A 20,331-nucleotide genomic window follows, 5' to 3' on the forward strand; every position below is an offset into this window, starting at 1 on the left:
GCATCAAAAAGTACTCAGCAATATTGCAGCCAACCTCTAACACTAATTTGGATTATGACCAAAACGACTTAACTAAATTATGTCCATCTGTTTGTATGAGGTCGCATTGTCGCCGTTACGTGTTGGTAGCGCGGAGTTCATGATGATGAACCTCTTAACGGAAACTCATTAAGCGCTATAAAGGCCTATGTTTACCTGTACTTCACCTAACACGACTCACTGTGAGCACCTAGTAACGACTAATCACTTACAGGTACAGTCGATAGAGTCTCATCTTGCACTTATCACTTATCACTTATCACTTATCACTTATCACTTATCACTTATAGCTGAGGATGGGAGAGTAACCCAAATAAAGCAAGTCTTGGGCTTGTTGTTTACTGCCCGAAATTGCCCCCAATGTTGAACAAGACAATTGTATGTTCAGCCATTAATCGGGGCAGCCACCGTTCACAGATAGATGGTGAGCGGGCTTAAGCGTGTTACAAGGGAGATTGCCACAAGGCCAAGCACCCCGAGTCCACATCATGCGAGTAACACCCTAGATTAATGCTCTAAATTAATATCCTATTTTTATTAATGCTTTAGATTAATGCTCTGGCTTACTTCTGAATAAAAAAGACCGCCCCCATTAAACTGCAAATATGTATCCCTTTCCCAAAAAGTCACGATAGAGAAGACTAAACTACATTAGCCATTGATAATTCAATCACTTCCGGCTAAGTTGATTATACTTTGTGCACATTTTTAAATAGCTTTCCATTATCCGTTATAAAAGGAATTTGTAATGAATAGATCCAAGCTTCCCCTACTGGTCGCATTTTCTCTGGTGCTATCTAACTCGAGTATCGCAGCGACACAATCAAAACCCGCAACCGAATTTACCAAAACAGAAAATGCTGCCGTCCTTAAGGCACTGCCCTTCAGTGACAAACAAGATTTTATCAATGCGCAGCGTGGGTTTATCGCCAAACCCGACACGGTCACCATTAAAGATGCACAGGGCAACATCGTCTGGGATCTAGAACAATATAAAAACTATATCAGTATCGATAAAGAATCCCCTGATACTGTGAACCCTAGTTTATGGCGTAATTCTCAACTTGTAATGCAACATGGTTTATTTGAAGTCACTGACAATATTTATCAAATTCGCGGGTTCGATCTAACCAATATCACTTTTATTAAAGGCAAAACAGGTTGGATAGTCTTCGACCCTCTCATCTCACCCGAGACAGCCAAAGCCGCGCTTGATTTTATCAATGAACAACTAGGTGAGCGCCCCGTTGTTGCTATCGTCTATAGCCATAGTCATATCGATCACTATGGCGGCGCAACCGGGATTGCAACGGCAGAAGATGTTGCCTCAGGCAAGGTACAAATTATTGCGCCGGAACACTTTACCGAACATGCAGTTTCAGAGAATGTGATTGCAGGTAACGCTATGGGGCGGCGCGCAGTATATATGTACGGTGCCTTACTGCCTCGTAATGCTAAAGGAGGTGTCAATGGTGGCCTAGGAATGACGGTGTCAACAGGGCTTGCGGGCCTATTACTGCCAAGTCATGAGATCACAAAAACCGGTGAAAAGCTCAACATTGATGGCGTTAACATGGAGTTTCAGCTCACTCCAGGTAGTGAAGCACCAGCCGAGATGAATACCTGGTTCCCAGACATGAAAGCACTATGGATGGCTGAGAATTCCACTAACACCATGCACAATATCCTAACCCTACGTGGCGCTCAGGTGCGAGATGCATTGATCTGGTCAAGCTTTCTGGACGAAACCATTGATACTTGGGGGAACCAGGCTAAAGTGAAGTTTCAAAGTCACCACTGGCCAGTATGGGATAGTGAAAATATCATTCCATACTTTAAAAAGCAGCGTGATATCTACAAATTTACCCATGACCAATCTGTTCGCCTAATGAACCAAGGCTATACAGGTGAAGAGATCTCCGAAATGATAACGCTCCCTGCGGAGCTTGAGCAAAATTGGCCAACGCGCGGATATTACGGCACCTTACGCCATAACAGTCGCGCGGTATATCAAAGGTATATGGGCTGGTATAACGGTAACCCTTCGAACCTCAATAACCTACCGCCAGAAATGGTTGCAAAAAAGTATATGGAGTTTATGGGTGGTGAGGCCGCGGTGCTCAAGAAAGCACAGGTTTCATTTGATCAAGGAGAGTATCGCTGGGTCGCAGAAGTGATGAAGCATGCAGTATTTGCTAATCCTGACAATCAAGCAGCTAAAGAGCTGTTAGCCGATGCTTTTGAGCAGCTTGGCTACCAAGCTGAATCAGGCCCTTGGCGCTCAGTGTATTTACAAGGTGCTTATGAGCTGAGAAACGGCGTACCATCAGCTGGAGGTACGCAAACTGCAACGCCTGATACCATTAGAGCGATGACACCAGAAATGCTGTTTGACTTCTTAGCGATAAGGCTTGATTCAAGCAAAGCTGAAGGTAAGTTACTCAATATCAATATTGATTTTACCGACCTTAACAGCAAGTACACGCTGACATTAGAAAATGCAGTGCTGCATCATAGTAAAAATCAAGTCGATAACCCCGATGTGGCTCTAGAGATGTCAATGAAAACGATGAACAGTATTCAACTGAAAGAACTCAGCTTTGATGAGGCGATTAAAAACGGCGATGTGAAGATCACTGGGGACAAACAGCAGTTTAAAGCGTTTCTCGCTATGCTAGATGATTTCAATTTCTGGTTTAACGTGGTTACGCCATAAGGTGCTAGGGCATCTTAGGCACCTTAGTTGAACAGCTAAGGATGAAGGTATTTCGTCCTTAGCGCTTCTATGAGCACTGCTATCTTGTTATTGGATCTAGCAGTGCTTTTTGCCGTAACACACGCTTTATGAGTGTAACCTAAATGAAAAAGCGATATGTATGCGTTAGATGTGTGAACCAGCATATCTGGGCTGATGGCTTTTTCATTTGGCTATTTAATCTAGCTGTTTAATCTAGCTGTTTAATTTAGCTTTCCATTTAGCTTGCCCACTTCACGAGTGCCATCTTGTAATCAGATAAGCTAGGTTTGTCCACACCCTGTGATATACTTGACCTCAAGAGACTTTTTCCATTCTTTTTTCGGTAATATTCGGTAAAAAATTTCACTAATGACACACTAGATATCACCCAAACTAGGCTTAAGTTTGTGTTGCTATTTGTGTCACTTACATAGTGAAATCAACGTAAATAATCCGCTGTTAACCGGGAAAAAGAAAAGCAATTACCCTCATAAGGAATGTACGTAAGCGCTTATTATGAATGATTTTTATAAGGTATATTAATTAGATGGCATTATTAATCGACGACAGCTGTATCAACTGTGACATGTGTGAGCCAGAATGTCCGAATCAGGCGATTACTATGGGTGAAGAGATCTATGAGATTGACCCTGTACTTTGCACCGAATGCGTCGGTCATTATGACAAGCCAACCTGTATCTCGGTTTGCCCTATCGACTGTATTGCTGTTGACCCAGACCACAAAGAATCAGATGATGAGCTATTAATTAAATACCACATCATCACAGGTAAGCCTGTCGAATAAGCCTAGTGTTACTGATTAACAATGGAGCCTAATGGCTCCATTTTTGTTTTTGGGCGAGTCAATTAAGTATCACGTAAAAACGTCCGCCGACTAATGACTTCATTGAGATGACAGCGTAAAATCTCGCCTCACTCATTACCGTGCTAGCTCAATTTAACTTAAGTTAAATTAGGTTGATTCAAGTTAACCTAATTGAGTTTAGCGCTCGTTTATCCTTGCCAAAAGTTGTTAAATGCCCATGTACTCAGCTCAGCAATGCTTTACCGCTTTCAAATCACCTATCGATAGCTATGAGCTGCCAAAACGTTTTACCTTTCCCTTTTACTACCAGCCACACCCACTGTGTTTGTTGGCCGCGAAAGAGTTGCAAACCTATTTAAGTTCGCAAACAGACTGGCAGCATAACTTTGGTTTAGATAATAGTTTTGAGAATGGCTCAGACAATAGTTTAGACAATCATTCAAATAATGGTTTAGGCGATGATAAAACCGAAGTTATTGGCAAGATGTTTGGAGTATTACTCGTTCGTAATAAAAGCGGGGAGCTTGGTTATTTAGCCGCGTTTTCTGGAAAATTAGCCGAGCAAAACTTACTCAATGGCTTTGTACCACCGGTTTTTGATATGTTGGCCGAAGAAAGCTTTTTTCATGCCGGGATGCAAGCACTTAACCTGTTAACTGAGCAGCTCAAAGTCGCTGAAAGTAACCCTAATATTTCAATATTAACCACTGAATTAGCCACATTACGCCTTCAGGCTGAGGGCGAGTTAGAGGCTATACGAGCGCAAATTATTGAAAATCGCAAAGTGCGCAAATTACGCCGTACTTGCGCTGAAAAAGAGCAGAATCAAGCTGTACTTAACGAGCTTAATATTGAGTTAGGTAAAGAGAGTGTCGCCGAGAAATTTAAGCTTAAAGCGGTAAAACAGGACTGGGATAGTCGATGCCATGAAGTTTCAAGCCAACTCAATAGTCTGCTTGATGAAATAACTCAAATAAAAGCGACGCGCGCCCAGCAGTCTAACCGTTTACAACAACAGATCTTTGCCCAGTATCAATTTTTAAATCAAGCTGGCGAGCTTAAAGATCTCAACCAGATCTTTAAAGATAGCCCTACGCAGCAACCGCCAGCGGGTGCTGGTGAGTGCGCTGCGCCTAAACTGCTGCAATTTGCCTTTAGTCAAGGCTATACACCATTGGCAATGGCGGAATTTTGGTGGGGAGCATCACCAAAGTCTGAGATCAAGCAGCATAAAAACTTTTATGGTTCTTGTCAGGGAAAGTGCCAACCCATTTTAAGCCACATGCTTGCAGGCATTGAGATGGATGCCAATCCTTTACTCACCAATCCTGCCGAAGGCAAATCTATCGAGATTTTATACCAAGATGAAGCGATGGCAGTGGTTAATAAACCTGCCGAGTTTCTATCAGTACCGGGTAAGAATGTGACTGACTCTGTTTATGCTCGCATGAAATCGATGTTTCCTCAGGCGACAGGTCCGCTGATTGTGCACCGCTTAGATATGTCCACTTCGGGCCTTATGGTCATCGCGCTAACCCGTGACGCCAATAAGTCTCTGGCGCAGCAGTTTATTGCACGAACAGTTGAGAAACGTTACGTGGCACAGGTAGCAGGCCAAGTACAAGGTGATCAAGGGGAGATTAGCCTGCCTCTTAGGGTAGATCTCGATGACAGACCGCGCCAATTGGTGTGCTATGAGCATGGTAAGCATGCCCACACCCTATGGCAGGTAAAATCTCGCAGCGCGAAACACACCATGCTATATCTGTACCCTCACACGGGACGGACACACCAGCTGCGGGTGCATTGTGCCCACCATGATGGCTTACATCTGCCCATCATTGGCGATGACCTTTATGGCTGCAAAGCGAATCGATTACACCTCCATGCCCAAAGGTTGGTACTTAATCATCCTGTGACTAAGGAGCGCTTAACCTTTGAGGTCGACGCCGACTTTAGCTTAGAAGCTTAATCTTTTGCTTGAGATGATGTGGGTTAATCTAAATGTTTAACCCACATGCTTATCTATGACGTTATCTATGCCGCTCTCTAATCTGCTGGACGAAATAGTTTCTAAATCCTTAAACCAAAACTCGAACGCTTAACTCACATCTAACCCAGAGCTTGGTTTATCGGCTCTAATAAATCGCCTCAAACAAATAAACTTAAACAGTTTTAAATGAATAAGTTCAAACAAAGAGCCCTAACAAATAGCGCTAACGAATGAGCGCTAAAAAGTGAGCCATTTATGCAAAGCTCGGCTGTGCTTTGGCCTGTAAAGTTTGTAGCGCCTGCGCCAACTTTTCAATTGTCACTCTAATGGCAGCAGGCATAGCATCAAACTCAACACTTAACAGTAAGTTTTTCACCTCGAGCCCAAGCTCGGTATCGCCTTCAATGCAAAGCTTACGTTGGAAAAACAGTGTATCTGGATCTTCCTTAGCCGCCGCGATTAATAACAGCTCTTTAGATTGACCAGTAAACGTCACTTCAGCATCTTGTTGCGGTCGTACATGCCAACATTCATCAAACGTCACTTCGAAAGTTAACCCTAAATCTTCAATATTAATCGCAACCCAACGGCCCGCTAAAAAGCTCAATTCATCGTCTTCAGCTTGCTCTGAAAGTAATAAACCTAAGATGCGTTTTAGTAGCTCAGCCTTCATCGCAAACGGCACAATGGCTAATGGGCGAGCAATAACTTTAGGCCCAATTTCGAGTATTTGTTGCGCTAACTTATGAGGAAGAAAACCTTGCATGTAAAAATGTATCCAAAATGTGGCAAAGAAAGGAATATTACCTAGATTTTATGATCACAAACCTGTTTTACATCAAAAATTTGATCTTCATTCCCTTTTAAACTCCTGTTTCATTATTTTTGGAGCAACTACATGGAACTGCTGTGCCCCGCGGGAAATCTCGCTTCACTGAAAACCGCCCTAAACTCAGGTGCAGATGCGGTCTACCTGGGCCTGAAAGACGACACCAATGCGCGCTCGTTTGCCGGATTGAACTTTACACCTAAGAAGTTACAGCAAGCCGCCGAATACACTAAGAAATGTGGCAAAAAGATATTTTTAACCATCAATACCTTTCCCAAGCCTGGTGAAGAAAGTCGCTGGTATCAAGCGATTGATCTTGCTGCTGACACCGGTGTCGATGCGTTAATCATGGCTGATTTATCGTTACTCGATTATGCACACAGTCGCTACCCTCACCTTCCTTTGCATCTATCGGTACAAGCTAGTGCAACTAATTTAGGTGCACTGAAGCTGTATAAAGAAGAGTTTAATATTGAACGTGCGGTATTGCCGCGAGTGCTTTCAATGAAGCAAGTACGCGATCTTGCCAAAGTGACACCCGTCGATTTAGAAGTGTTCGCCTTTGGCAGCCTGTGCATTATGGCCGAAGGCCGTTGCCACCTATCTTCTTACGTCACGGGACAATCGCCCAACACAGGCGGCTCATGTTCACCCGCTAAGCACGTACGTTGGCAGGAGTCTGGCAGTGATCGGCTGACATTGCTAAACGATGTATTAATCGATAAATCAGGTTTAGATGAGCAGATGGGCTACCCGGTTGTTTGTAAGGGCCGTTACACCACAGCTGAAAACAGTAAGCCAAGTCATATTCTTGAATCGCCCACCAGCCTTAACACTTTAAGCTTGCTGCCAGAGCTGGCTAAAGCCAATGTGGTATCGCTTAAAATTGAGGGACGCCAGCGTAGCCCAGCTTATGTTGAGCAAGTCACTAAGGTGTGGCGTGCAGCTATCGACAGCTATATGTCTGCACCTGAAAAGTACCAAACGCAGCAGTCTTGGGATCAGGCGCTAGCAAAAGTATCTGAGGGACAAACCACTACTCTTGGCGCTTATGAGCGTAACTGGCAATAAGGATTAATGATGAAAACGTCACTCGGACCACTGCAATATTGCTGGGAAAAAGAAAAAGTTAATGCTTTTTATCAGCAGGTTGCACAAAGTAATATCCCTTTAATTTATTTAGGCGAAACCGTATGTAGTCGCCGTCGACAGCTTAAGTTTGCAGATTATTTAGCATTAGCTCAAATGCTCAGAGAGTCTGGCAAACAAGTGGTACTTTCAACGCTTGCGCTGCTCGAGGCGCCATCTGAATATACCGAGCTACAAAAACATGTCGATAATGGTGAGTTTATTATCGAAGCCAATGACATGGGAGCGGTGCAAGCAGCCAAAGAGCGTAACTTACCCTTTGTTTGTGGTCCAACCGTCAACAACTATAACTTTGCAACGCTAAAGAAACTGCATCAATGGGGCATGCAACGTTTTGTGATGCCGATTGAACTGTCTAAAGAGTGGTTAACCAACGTTATCGAAACGGAAAAGCCTATCCCTTTTGAAGTGGAAGTCTTTGGTCATGGCTATTTGCCACTGGCTCACTCTGCACGATGCTTTACCGCTCGCCAGTTGGGACTGCAAAAAGATGATTGCCAAATCGTGTGTTTGTCCCACTCTAAAGGGTTACTCGCACAAACCATGGATGATCAACCTCTGCTTCGGCTTAACGGTATTCAAACCCAATCAGCAAGCTTAATTGATCTATCCAATGAAGTTGAGCAGATGAAACAGATGGGAGTCGACTATTTTAGAGTATCGCCACATAGTCTAAAGAGCATAGAAATCGCAGAAAATATCTTGCTGCAACCAATAGCGGATAAGGACTCATCTTGTAACGGCTATTGGCATCAATCAGCCGGATTTAGCCAAGTTCCAGCGCTATAAGCAACAATTTGAAAATGAGTTAACCCCATAGTGCTAATGAAAGGTTTTTTTCAGATCCTTAATCACCAAGGCACTCCAGGTTAAGAAGGTGGCTACGCCAATCCATTGCACGACGGCGGGCCACCACATTTCAGGGCGAAAGGGAGCGAGTAGCATCTCATTATAAAATGCGCCATCACCTTCTGTTAAATCCAAGCTAAGTAGAGGCAGTAACAGAAATGCACTCATAGACACAAATGCAACCAATGCACTTATCTGGGTCAAAATAGAGAATCTAGCCTCTTTCGCCATCAATTGAAAACCGATGTAAGACACCAGACTACAGCAGCCAAAAATAAAGAAGTATTTGATCGCGATAATATGTAGGTGGTAGACATTAATCGGAAAAAGACCTGTCGCAGCAAAGGCTAAATAGGTCAGCCCAAGACTAATGAAAAAAGGGTAACGCCAAACTGAGTCGCCAAGTTGCAGGCTCAGTAAGCAAAATAGCACTACACACAGGCCACCAAAAAACAGCCCACCATTGACGATAACGGCATAACGAGAGTGTCCATAACTGCCTAGCTCACTCAATGTGTGGTTTAAAAAGCTATATCCCTGACCGTCAAAGTGCTCGAACATCACAATAGATAGCACTAGGCCTAGTACTTGGCCAAAAATACCCAGCATGCCAAACCTAAACGCTAACCTTGACACTTTATTGTATTTATTAACGAGCATAGTTACCTAATTAACCTCTTTATTAACGTTTATTAATGTATATCGAATTGGCTTACTGTAACGAGGTCTAGCTCAGAGTTTTAATAAACATTTACGACACAGGAATGTAACGCATTTGTTATTTTTATAGCCTGTGAAACAGAATATCAAGCTCTTTGCTAAAAACAATCCAAAAATCATAGGATAAAAAGATTTTAAACCCAAAAAGTTAGCTTAAATCAGTCAACAAACTTGTTATTCAAAAAGATATACAAAAAATTACATCCGACAATTTAAACAAGTGTATTAATGAGATACCCTACAATATTGTGTTAATGCATTGCTGTGGAATTGCGATGCTTTTTGCTGTCACTCGGAATAATAATGACAAGAAAACAGGTAAGCCTTATCAATCAGGAAGTTAAGTTAACCCCGACAGATCAACTCATATCGACCACTGATAGACGCGGTGTTATCACCTACGTAAACCAAAGGTTTATTGAAGTGTCAGGCTTTAGTGAAACAGAGCTTATCGGCAACAATCATAATATGGTTCGTCATCCAGACATGCCCAAAGCAGCATTTAAAGAGATGTGGGGGAAATTAGAAGCGGGTATATCCTGGCGCGGCGTGGTTAAAAACCGCTGTAAAGATGGTCGATACTATTGGGTCGATGCATTTGTTTCGCCCTTATTTGAAAAAGGTCAGCTCATCGGCTATCAATCGGTTCGCATGGCGGCAAGCCCCCAACTCACCAATAAAGCCACAGAAATCTACCAGCGTCTCAATCAAGGTAAACGTGTCGATGACCCCATCAGCTTAGCCAATAAGAGATTGCTCTCAGCAATCTGTGCAAGTACAGGGCTATTGATTGCCGGTGCAATATGGGGCTGGGCGGTCATCATTGCAGGCATCATCTTAATGGCCGTCAACCTGGCCATTTTTTATGACGAGGCGTTTAAAGTACCTGCAAGATTAATGAAGATGAAACAAGAGTACGACTCTATCAGCCGCTTTATCTATTGTGGCCGTGACACTTCATCTTTACTCGATTTTCAACTTATGATGAAAGATGCCAAGCTACAAGGCGTGCTTGGTCGTTCACAAGACAATGCCGAGCATATTGAAGATATTGCGAGCCAGCTAATAGCTGCGGCACAGCAAACCCATGTAGGTCTTAATCTTGAGAACCAGCAGATAGAACTTATTGCCAGTGCCACCGAAGAGATGGGATCGACAATTAGCGAAGTCGCTAAAAATACCCAATCAACTTCTGAAAGCATTCAGCAAACCTATCAAGTCTGTCACGATAGCCGCGAAATGATGCAGCAAAATGCCGTCAGCATTAATCACCTTTCAAACTCTGTTACTCAAGCAGCAGAAAATGCCCACCTATTAAATAAAGAAGCTGAACGCGTTGCCAGTGCGATGTCTGAAATTGACTCCATTGCAGAACAAACTAACTTGCTCGCACTTAATGCGGCAATCGAAGCCGCCCGCGCCGGAGATCAAGGTCGAGGGTTTGCAGTGGTTGCCGATGAAGTCAGAGCGCTATCGAGTCGCACTCAGCAATCAACGACCAGCATATCGAAAAGCGTCGATAAAATGTTTTCCATGCTAACCGAATGGTCAAAGCAGATGGATAACAGTAAATCTAAAGCATTATTATGCAGCGAAGATGCCGAAAAATCTGCTAATAAAATCGATACCATCTATCAATCAATGAAAGAAATTCAAGCTTTAGCGGTACAAAATGCGGTTGCGGCCGAGCAACAAACCTTAGTTGTTGGTGAGATTAACCAAAATATCACTCAAATTAGCCAGGCATCTAGTGAAAACCTATGCGCGGTTAATCTAGTTGAGGCCTCTGTTAAAGAGTTAAAGTTCAATGCAGAAAAAGCAAAATCTTTGAGAAAAACATTTAGTTAAACCTTCTGCAAAAGCCCATTTTGCCGTCACAAAATAAACGTGACGGCGAAAACAGCACACGACAAATCAACATCTGCGCATCATTTGCAAACATTTGTTTTAAAAAGAGTTAACCGCAAAAAAGTTTTGTGCTTTTTTGCAAACTTCCGATACAATATAAATAATCATATTGAGCTAATAACTATTCGCCCGTAGTGAATTACACTACATAATAATAGAATGGTGTTATTAAGATATTTTATGGCGGTTCGCTCGCCAACTAACAGTTGAATGGATATTCAATAACTTATCTGTTTATGCATAGACGTCTGTTTATTGTCATTAAGCAAAATCTCGTTATTTAGGGTGTTAATTAAAGTGTCAGAAAAACAAACCCACAATATTAAAACAATACTCACATTTATCGTGCCATCTTTGATTGGTCTATTGCTGTTTATGATGCCAATCAGTTATCAAGATGCCCTCACGATCCCTATCGCGATCATCTCGAAAGGATTACAGAATCTATTGAGCGGTGTAATCGTCGCAATGGTGACATTTGTGGTTATCTTCACAGCAATTGCTTCGCTTCTGACCAAAGTGTTTCAGCCACAATTTATTGTTAAACATCGTTTTCTTAACTCGTTATTTAACGTCAGCCCTATCTGGTTAGTGGTGCGTTTACTTGGCGCAATCTTTATCACGCTAACCTTCTTTGGTGTTGGCCCTGAGGCCATACGCTCAGGCGGAACCGGGGCGCTGGTTCTAAATGACCTATTACCTGTGCTGTTTTCAGTATTCTTATTTGCAGGTATGTTGCTGCCACTACTTCTGAACTTTGGTCTTCTTGAGTTATTGGGCACCATGTTAACCAAGGTTATGCGCCCTATCTTTAACCTACCAGGTCGTAGTGCTATCGACTGTCTGGCGTCATGGTTAGGCGACGGTAGCGTCGGGATCTTGATGACCACCAAGCAATATGAGGCTCGCTTCTATACCCAAAGAGAAGCGGCTGTGATTGGTACCACTTTCTCAGCGGTTTCAATCACCTTCTCTCTCGTTGTGATCTCTCAGGTTCAATTGGAGCATTTGTTCGTCCCTTTCTACCTCACGGTGTGTCTTGCCGGTTTTGTTGCCGCGATAGTGGTACCTAAACTGCCACCACTTTCTTGGAAGAAAGACATCTATATTGATGAGACGCCTCGTCACTCTGATGATGAAATGATCCCTGAAGGCTATAACGTATTTACTTGGGGTTTGCATCAGGCACTTAATAAAGCGTCTCAAGCTGGCGGTGTTAAGCACACTTTGATTGATGGCGTGAAGAACGTCGTTGATATGATTTTTGGCGTGATCCCTGTGGTAATGGGCATTGGTACTATCGCCTTAATGATTGCCGAATTCACCCCAATTTTTGAATACTTAGGAATGCCTTTCATTCCACTGCTTGAGCTATTACAAGTTCCTGAAGCAACAGCCGCGTCAAAGACGATTATGGTTGGCTTTGCAGATATGTTTATCCCTGCAATTTTAGCCAGTTCTATTGAATCAGATATGACGCGCTTTATTATCGCAACCTTGTCTGTGACTCAGCTTATCTACATGAGTGAAGTGGGTGCATTATTGATTGGTAGTAAAATTCCGGTCAACTTCCTTGAGTTGTTTGTCGTGTTCATTCTTAGAACATTAGTGACGCTACCTGTTATTGCAGGTGTGGCTCACCTTATTTTCTAACTCTCACGACATTAAGTAAAAAAGGAGCGAATTATCGCTCCTTTTTTTGTGCTTCACACCGTAGCCAATTCTTGTCATAAATTCGCCACAAATCGTTCATCAACCAGTCAATAAGCCGTTCTAGTCTAACTGCAAGTCATCGTTTACATGGCAAGCCAATGAGCAATAAGCCCAGAGAAAAAACACGCTTAACCTCCACCTCATCAATCAGCCCGATCCCCCCCGTAACGACTCAGCCGAGTTTCAATGCCGTATGGTTATCTGATGTGCACTTAGGCAGCAAAGACTGTAAAGCTGAGTACCTTTTACAGTTACTTAAACACATGCAGACTGAGTCTTTATACCTTGTTGGCGATATCTTTGATATTTGGGCATTGAAGCGACGGGTTTATTGGCCTGAATCCCATAATCTCGTGCTGCAACAACTGCTTAAAATGGCTAGAGATGGGGTCAACATTGTTTATATTCCAGGTAACCACGATGAAGTATTAAAGCCATATAATGGTTTTCACCTTTGGGATTTATCCATTGCGGCCGAATATATCCACACCGGAGTTACTGGCCGAAAGTTGCTTATGCTGCACGGCGATCAGTTTGACTCAGAAGTTTGCATAGGCCGCGCTTACGCAAAGCTGGGCGATCACCTATATGACCTCTTACTGCTTCTAAACCGTGGGCTACACAAGCTCCGCACGTGGTTTGGCTACCCATACTGGTCCTTAGCCAGTTACGTCAAGCTACGTATCAATAAAGCCCAGCAAGCCATTAACGACTATCAGGCTGCAGTTGTGCGCTACGCTAAACGCAAGCGTGTCGATGGTGTTATTTGTGGTCATATTCACCAACCTGCCCTGTGCATCAACCAGCAGCTCCTTTACGCCAATGATGGTGATTGGGTGGAGAACTGCACCTTAATAGCTGAATCCCTACAAGGCGACATTCAACTACTGAAATGGAATGAAACCACTGCAGAGGCTGAACTGATCCAGTCTTACTCTTTTGACGATAACCAGAAAGCCGCTACCCAGCAGCGTGTTGCTTAAGCCAGTTAAGCGAAGTTAATCAAGTGAACTCAATTTAGGTGAACTCATGATATTTACCGTCGACAATGTAGTAGAACAAAAGCTGCCAAAAATTAATAAAACCCCCTGGTTATCAACACCGACTAAAGCCATGCTGCGCTACCTATTAAACGAAAAAGAGTGTAACGCTATCGCTACACAGTTTTCTTATTTAACAGGGGTGGACTTTGTTGAGCAAGTACTTGCCAGCTTTAACTTTAATTACTCTGTACCAAACAGCGAGATTGAAAATATCCCCCATGAAGGTCGCGTAGTGATTTATGCCAACCACCCTATTGGATCCCTCGATGCCCTTGCCATGATAAAGCTCATCAGCAAGGTCAGACCCGATATTAAAGTGGTTGCCAACGAGTTATTAATGGCACTCGAACCCATGCATTCGATACTGCTTCCAGTACGCAATATGTCGGGCGGAACCCCAAAGCTACATCTAGATAATATCCATCAACACCTTAAAAATGAGGGAGCGGTATTAATTTTCCCCTCAGGTGAAGTGTCACGCTTACGCCCCCGTGGTGTAGTGGATCTTCACTGGCATTCTGGCTTTGTTAAAATAGCCAAAGCTTGCCAAGCGCCATTATTGCCCATGTATGCTGACGCTAAAAATTCGGCTGTTTTTTACGGTGCATCAATGATCTACAAACCGTTAGCAAGCTTACTCTTGATCAAAGAGATGTTTAAGCAAGCTAAGAAAACCATGCCCATTCGTATCGGCGAGCTAATCCCCAAAGAAGTCGTAAACAGCACCGACTTTCCGTTAAAAACCAAAGTGAAACTGCTGAAAAACCACCTCTATCGCATAGGCAAAAACCGTAGCCCTTTGTTTAGCACTCAAAATGCCATCGCCCATCCTGAACCACGTGCAGAACTGGTGGCGGCATTACATCAATGTGAGCTGCTCGGTGAAACTCAAGACAATAAAAAAATCTATCTGTATCAACATAAACAAAGCAGTCCAATTATGCGTGAAATTGGCCGCCTTAGAGAAATCGCCTTTCGTGCCGTTGGCGAAGGCAGTGGTAAGCGCCGTGATACCGACAAGTACGATGCCTATTATCAGCACTTAGTCTTGTGGGATCCGAGTGTACTCGAAATCGTAGGTTCCTATCGTTTTGCCGGCGCTAAAGAGGTGCATCAACTGCAAGGGGAAGATGCCCTATACAGTCAGTCTCTATTTAATTATCACGATAATTTCGCGCCCTACTTTGAGCAAGGATTAGAGCTTGGTCGCAGTTTTGTGCAGCCTAAATATTGGGGTAAGCGTAGCTTAGATTACCTATGGTTTGGCATTGGCGCATTTTTAGTTCGTAATCCACAATACCGCTATCTATTTGGACCGGTCTCCTTGAGCGATCAAATTCCGGAGCGCGCCAAAGAGCGTCTGATCCATTTTTATAAAACCCAGTTTGCCTGCGAGCAAGCACTCGCTCACTCCTACAGCCCATTTACTTTTGGTGTAAACCGCGAAATAGAGCTTGAACAAGGCTACTCTCATTTAGACTACACAGAAGGCTTTAAACAACTAAAGCTAACAATGGCAAGCATGGACAGCGCCATTCCAACACTTTTTAAACAATATGGTGAGCTGTGCACTCAAGGTGGGGTAACGTTTCTCGATTTTGGCATTGATGTCGAATTTGGTGATTGTATCGATGGTTTAGTGTTAGTTGACACTCACAAACTTACCGCTAAGAAACGTAGTCGCTACTTGGATTGCCACCGACCAGAGTTACAACTTGGCGATGAGATAAAATGAGTCTTAACTTAGCGATTAACTTAGCAGCCAATTTAACCTGTGAACTTAACCCACTAATTTAACTCTGTGGGGCTAACAAGAGACAAAAAAGCCAGTCAACAAGGACTGGCTTTTTGACGTCTGTTAATATGGAGGTTAACTCTATTTCGTTTAAGCTAGATAGCCCAGCCGCCCATATAAAATGCCACTAAACCAACGGTAATAGCCAGTACACCCGGCTTTATTTGACGCCATTCACCACTACATAGTCGGCCAATAACTAAGGTCACAAAACCCAGCATAATACCTGTCACAATGTTACAACTAAGAATGATAAATACCGCACAGGTTAATCCGGCCATAGCATCGACTTTGTCGTTAAAATCAAGCTTAGTCACGTTACTTAACATCAATAGTCCCACATACATTAGCGCTGGCGCTGTGGCGTATGCCGGTACTAAGTAGCTTAATGGTGCAAGAAACATCATCAGCAGAAATAACACACCTACAATCGTGGCCGTTAACCCCGTCTTGCCGCCAGCTGCGGTACCCGCAGCAGACTCGATATAAACAGCAGCTGGAGCGCCGCCAACGGCACCTGCAAAGATACTGCTTACAGAATCAGAGGTTAACGCCTTACCGCCACCAATAATATTGTCTTTGTCATCCAGCAGCTCTGCTTGACCAGCTACGGCGCGAATGGTACCTGTTGCATCAAAAATAGCGGTCATCACCAATGCCAGAACAATCGGTAACACGACTGGATTTAACGCGCCCATGATATCAAGCTGGCCTATAAGCGACTCATCAGACATCAGATCAGGAAAAGCAAAAAGCCCTTGATACTTAACACTTGGGTCGAATACTAATCCAAATACCGACAGTGCAATAATCACCAACAAAATACCGCCCGGCATGCCGCGGCGCTCAAGGCCTATGGTTGCTGCCAGACCGATAATGGTCGCGATAACGGGGAGACTATGGATATCACCTAGCGCAACAGGTAAACCTGTATCGTTGGCAACAATCAATTGCACGCTGTTGGTGGCAATCAGCAATAAGAATAAGCCGATACCAATGCCTGTACCGTGAGCAATGCCCTTAGGCAGATTAGTCAGTACCCACTGACGAACACCTGTGACACTCACAAGAGTGAACACTATACCCATCAAGAAGATAGCGCCCAACGTGACTGGGATTGAGATCCCCTGGCCAAGCACCATGCTAAAGGCGGTAAATGCCGTCAGTGAAATTGCGCAGCCGATAGCCATTGGCAGGTTTGCCCACAAGCCCATTAGCAAGGAACCAAATGCCGCAATTAAACAGGTGGCGATAAATACTGCACCAGTGTCGAATCCCGCAGCACCTAACATATTCGGTACGACAATCACCGAATACACCATAGCAAGAAACGTCGTTAAGCCCGCGATCACTTCACGTCTTAATGTGCTTCCACGGGCTGATATTTTGAAATAGCGATCCAAGACAGAATCGGTAGGAGTAGCAGAGCTTGCAAGAGTCTGTTCAGACTTCATAGTAGTGATACCTTTTGATCTCTTAAATAGGGTTAACCAATTGAGTTCAATTGGCCACTTGGCTATGGCAGGAAGAGCCCCGACTAAAAATGTCGGGTGAGAGATCCACCTTATGTATATTAAAACGAATATTTACACAAAGTGACCTGCGAGCAATATGCCTGGTAAAATTTACTTTTACCAACACAGCCGTTGTTGGCGCGGAGTTTACAGCAATCAACAACGGGGAAATAGTTCACAAAGAAGATTTTTGATTCGTATCAACAAAAAATATGCCAATCGCGATTCATATGAAGGCTTTTCAGGTCGAGGGCGCTAAAAGGTAAAAAGTAACACTAAAGACTTAATTGTTAGTGTTACTCATTCATGCCAAATAGCACGACTGCTTATCGGCGACGTTTATTAGCGCCTAACGCACGCTTCTTTGCTCTTTGGCGCTGAGCGGCTTTACTGTTCTTGCGCGTAATAGGCTCAAGCTTAGTTAAGTCGGGCTCAAACCCTTCTAACCATTGCTGCGGCAAGCGTTTATCTAATACAGACTCCACCTCTTCAAGCAGTAAGGCATCATCTTCACTGTAGAGGGTTATCGCTTTACCGGTGTTTCCCGCACGGCCGGTACGGCCAATACGGTGGACATAGTCTTCTGCCACAAATGGAATTTCATAATTAACAACGACCTTTAACTCAACAATATCCAAGCCACGGGCTGCCACATCGGTTGCCACCAGCGCTTTAACCTTACCTTGTTTAAAGTCATTAAGTACTTGCTCGCGGGCGCCTTGGCCTAAGTCACCATGAAACGCCTTAGCCTCAATCCCTGCCGCTATCATTTTTTGCGCGATAAGGTCAGCCGTTTGCTTTTTACGGCTAAAGATCAGCACCTGTTGCCACGCGTTCTTATTAATCAGATGGCACAAAAGCTCTGTTTTACGTTCACTATCAACAGCGAAAACCACTTGCTCGATACTACTTGCGGCACTATTGGCTTTATCGACCTCTATTCTAATCGGCTTTTGGAGTAACTTTTTACTCAAGTCAAAAATGGCCGAGCTAAAAGTGGCTGAAAATAATAGAGTCTGACGCTTGGCTGGCAGTTGCTTTAAAATCGCATTAATTTCATCCATAAATCCCATGTCTAACATGCGATCAGCTTCATCAAATACCAAGTATTCGATACAGGATAAATTGAGTGTCCCACGGCGCACATGATCCAGTAATCGCCCGGGAGTCGCGACAATAACATCTACACCTGCTGCAAGTTTTGTCGCCTGGGCATCAATACTCACACCGCCATATATCACCATGCTAGTAATATCGGTATTAACCGCATACTGACTAACGTTGGTATTAACCTGCACCGCAAGTTCACGAGTTGGCGCCAATACCAGCACCGAGGCCTGTTTGACTATACTCTGTTCCTCGCTGGAGGCTTTATCGATTAAGCGCTGCAGTAAAGGCAAGGTAAACGCCGCGGTTTTTCCGGTCCCAGTCTGGGCACTTGCCATTATGTCATGGCCAGCCAAAATAGCAGGAATAGCCTCAGCCTGGATGGCTGTTGGCTGCAGGTAACCTTTTTGTGCTATCACACTAAGCAGTTTTTCACTTAAAGGCAGAGATGAAAATGACACGTCGGTATTCCTTGATTTAAAACATAAATATTACAGTGCTGCAGGCTTCTCAGTGTTGAAACAAGCCAAAGCATTAAACATAGCAAACAATTTCTCGTAGGTGGCGACTTGCACTTACAAGTGCTATTGCATTCTAAAACAATTGTGCTCAATGAACGCCATCGGCCTAAGACCGAAAAGCTAGCCTCAAATTGCGACTTCAAGCCGTTACACCGAAAGCCCATATTAGCTATCGAGCAAAAGTGAGTCCGCTATTTTACCTTTGCCGCTTATTGATAAGCTATCAATTAACGTCCTATTTGAATATGACAGGTTTAGCCTGAACAGATTTTAAGCGATCTGGCTCACAAGTCGCTATAAAACTGCACCGATAAATCCGAGTAAGCCACTTGAGATCACAGTTTCCCTGCGCAAAAAAACGACAATAGCAATCCGTTTTTTAATGTCTTTTAGGTTTTGCAGTTTCGTGTTCGAATTATCACATCAAGGGTTACTTTGGGTCCAAGCTTTAGGTTTTATTTCAATGGCCATTGGTTGGTGGGCCAACTCTCAAAAAAATGATCAACAATTGCTATCAGGCAGCCTCATCGCATCTGGTCTCACAGCAATCCACTTAGGGTTACTTGGCAGCACATTGGGCATGCTCAATCAACTTGTTAATGCTGTGCGCTTTGCGACGTGTCGACATAGCTCAAGCCGGGATAGTTACTTTAAGATGATTCTGCCTGTGCTGTTTTCAAGCATTGCGATTCTACAAGGCGTTATATGGGCCGAACACTGGAGCGAATGGTGCACTGTTGCCAGCGCTGTAATGATGAGTTTTGCGCTATTTTATTCAAGCGGTACAAAATTACGCTGTGCTATTTTACTTAGCAACCTGCTTAACTTAACGCTTTCTGTGTACCTTTTGTCTTGGTCTGGAATGTTATACCAGCTAGTGACCGTAGCGATTTTAACACACGGCTTATTACCCCATAGACAACCTCAATATCGCAGTGAGCAAACGGCTTAAATACGTTAACTCACGAGTATTTAAAACCGCTAACGCTTAGTGTCCGCAAGTTTGTTGGCGACAAATTTGTACAAGAATAATCTTGTAGCTTATGATTACGCCCATAGATCATGAATACAAACATAGCAATATTCGCGTCGCAGCAACTCAATATGCTAAAGGATCAAGGATCGATATGGATGAAAGACGGTTATTTTCGCGGTTACTATTTACCACAGATGTTAAGCTCATTAGCCATGATTGCAGCTGGGGAACCAAGCTATTAGATATTAGCCTTAATGGCGCCCTCATCGAGCAGCCAACCCAGTGGGAGCCGAATATAAAGTGCGCGAAACTCGAGATTTTAATTCCTGACTCTGAAATCACATTGCAGATGCAAGTGCAGATAGTGCACCAAGAAAACCAACAGCTTGGGCTAGCTTGCAAGCACATTGATGTTGAGAGCATTAGCCATCTACGACGGTTGCTTGAGCTCAACCTTGGTGATGCCGCATTACTAGATAGAGAATTAGAACGATTATTCGTGCCAAATAACCCGTAATCCGTAATCCGTAATCCGTAATCCGTAATCCGTAATCCGTAATCCGTAATCCGTAATCCAGCGACTCTACACTCCAGCCACGACAAGGCAAGATA

The 20,331-nt window shown here is 43.7% G+C and carries 15 protein-coding genes; 11 read left to right on the top strand and 4 right to left on the bottom strand.

Features of this window, described 5'->3' with window-relative positions; all coding sequences use genetic code 11:
• The first annotated feature begins 787 nt into the window (after positions 1 to 787).
• The 3 genes from ACVBJC_RS06565 (at position 788) to ACVBJC_RS06575 (ending at position 5,574) form a co-directional block, all read left to right on the top strand.
• Entirely contained in the window at positions 788 to 2,755 is a 1,968-nt protein-coding gene (locus tag ACVBJC_RS06565) for an alkyl/aryl-sulfatase (protein ID WP_447160079.1), read from the top strand.
• A gap of 568 nt (positions 2,756 to 3,323) precedes the next feature.
• The gene (locus tag ACVBJC_RS06570; protein WP_012156237.1) at positions 3,324 to 3,581 is read left to right on the top strand and encodes a YfhL family 4Fe-4S dicluster ferredoxin; all 258 of its coding nucleotides are present in this window, start codon (positions 3,324 to 3,326) and stop codon (positions 3,579 to 3,581) included.
• Positions 3,582 to 3,819: 238 nt separating this feature from the next.
• Positions 3,820 to 5,574, top strand: coding sequence for a pseudouridine synthase (locus tag ACVBJC_RS06575; RefSeq protein ID WP_447160194.1), 1,755 nt, complete (start codon positions 3,820 to 3,822; stop codon positions 5,572 to 5,574).
• A 274-nt stretch (positions 5,575 to 5,848) separates the two neighbouring features.
• Here the strand turns inward: ACVBJC_RS06575 and ubiT are convergent, their stop codons facing one another.
• A complete protein-coding gene (gene ubiT, locus ACVBJC_RS06580) occupies positions 5,849 to 6,361 on the bottom strand; it encodes a ubiquinone anaerobic biosynthesis accessory factor UbiT (protein WP_447160080.1) in 513 nt (170 codons plus the stop codon).
• Between the two features lie 132 nt (positions 6,362 to 6,493).
• On the opposite strand from ubiT, the gene ubiU reads away from it, so the two are divergent.
• Positions 6,494 to 7,495, top strand: a complete 1,002-nt coding sequence (ubiU, locus tag ACVBJC_RS06585) for a ubiquinone anaerobic biosynthesis protein UbiU (RefSeq protein ID WP_447160081.1) — start codon at positions 6,494 to 6,496, stop codon at positions 7,493 to 7,495.
• A gap of 9 nt (positions 7,496 to 7,504) precedes the next feature.
• Positions 7,505 to 8,362, top strand: coding sequence for a U32 family peptidase (locus ACVBJC_RS06590; RefSeq protein WP_447160082.1), 858 nt, complete (start codon positions 7,505 to 7,507; stop codon positions 8,360 to 8,362).
• A 33-nt stretch (positions 8,363 to 8,395) separates the two neighbouring features.
• Here ACVBJC_RS06590 and ACVBJC_RS06595 read toward each other — a convergent pair whose 3' ends face one another.
• Positions 8,396 to 9,031, bottom strand: coding sequence for a DUF998 domain-containing protein (locus ACVBJC_RS06595; RefSeq protein ID WP_447160083.1), 636 nt, complete (start codon positions 9,029 to 9,031; stop codon positions 8,396 to 8,398).
• Positions 9,032 to 9,445: 414 nt separating this feature from the next.
• Here ACVBJC_RS06595 and ACVBJC_RS06600 point away from each other — a divergent pair, with 414 nt between their 5' ends.
• The 4 genes from ACVBJC_RS06600 to ACVBJC_RS06615 all read left to right on the top strand — a co-directional run bounded on the left by ACVBJC_RS06600 (position 9,446) and on the right by ACVBJC_RS06615 (position 15,541).
• Positions 9,446 to 10,990 carry a methyl-accepting chemotaxis protein gene (locus ACVBJC_RS06600; RefSeq protein WP_447160084.1) on the top strand — a complete coding sequence of 515 codons (1,545 nt, stop codon included), beginning with the start codon at positions 9,446 to 9,448 and terminating at the stop codon, positions 10,988 to 10,990.
• A 357-nt stretch (positions 10,991 to 11,347) separates the two neighbouring features.
• A complete protein-coding gene (locus ACVBJC_RS06605) occupies positions 11,348 to 12,703 on the top strand; it encodes a YjiH family protein (protein WP_447160085.1) in 1,356 nt (451 codons plus the stop codon).
• A gap of 158 nt (positions 12,704 to 12,861) precedes the next feature.
• Positions 12,862 to 13,746: a UDP-2,3-diacylglucosamine diphosphatase gene (locus ACVBJC_RS06610; RefSeq protein ID WP_447160086.1), complete on the top strand. Its 885-nt coding sequence runs from the start codon at positions 12,862 to 12,864 to the stop codon at positions 13,744 to 13,746.
• A 46-nt stretch (positions 13,747 to 13,792) separates the two neighbouring features.
• A complete protein-coding gene (locus tag ACVBJC_RS06615; protein ID WP_447160087.1) occupies positions 13,793 to 15,541 on the top strand; it encodes a GNAT family N-acyltransferase in 1,749 nt (582 codons plus the stop codon).
• Between the two features lie 155 nt (positions 15,542 to 15,696).
• Here the strand turns inward: ACVBJC_RS06615 and ACVBJC_RS06620 are convergent, their stop codons facing one another.
• Together ACVBJC_RS06620 and ACVBJC_RS06625 are read right to left on the bottom strand one after the other, a co-directional pair.
• Positions 15,697 to 17,055: an NCS2 family permease gene (locus tag ACVBJC_RS06620; protein WP_447160088.1), complete on the bottom strand. Its 1,359-nt coding sequence runs from the start codon at positions 17,053 to 17,055 to the stop codon at positions 15,697 to 15,699.
• 386 nt (positions 17,056 to 17,441) lie between these two features.
• Positions 17,442 to 18,683 carry a DEAD/DEAH box helicase gene (locus tag ACVBJC_RS06625; protein ID WP_447160089.1) on the bottom strand — a complete coding sequence of 414 codons (1,242 nt, stop codon included), beginning with the start codon at positions 18,681 to 18,683 and terminating at the stop codon, positions 17,442 to 17,444.
• A gap of 466 nt (positions 18,684 to 19,149) precedes the next feature.
• Here ACVBJC_RS06625 and ACVBJC_RS06630 point away from each other — a divergent pair, with 466 nt between their 5' ends.
• Positions 19,150 to 19,695, top strand: coding sequence for a YgjV family protein (locus ACVBJC_RS06630; RefSeq protein WP_447160090.1), 546 nt, complete (start codon positions 19,150 to 19,152; stop codon positions 19,693 to 19,695).
• Positions 19,696 to 19,870: 175 nt separating this feature from the next.
• Positions 19,871 to 20,236, top strand: coding sequence for a PilZ domain-containing protein (locus ACVBJC_RS06635; protein WP_447160091.1), 366 nt, complete (start codon positions 19,871 to 19,873; stop codon positions 20,234 to 20,236).
• Positions 20,237 to 20,331: the final 95 nt, after the last annotated feature.

It is taken from the genome of Shewanella sp. 0m-6, from assembly GCF_052977325.1.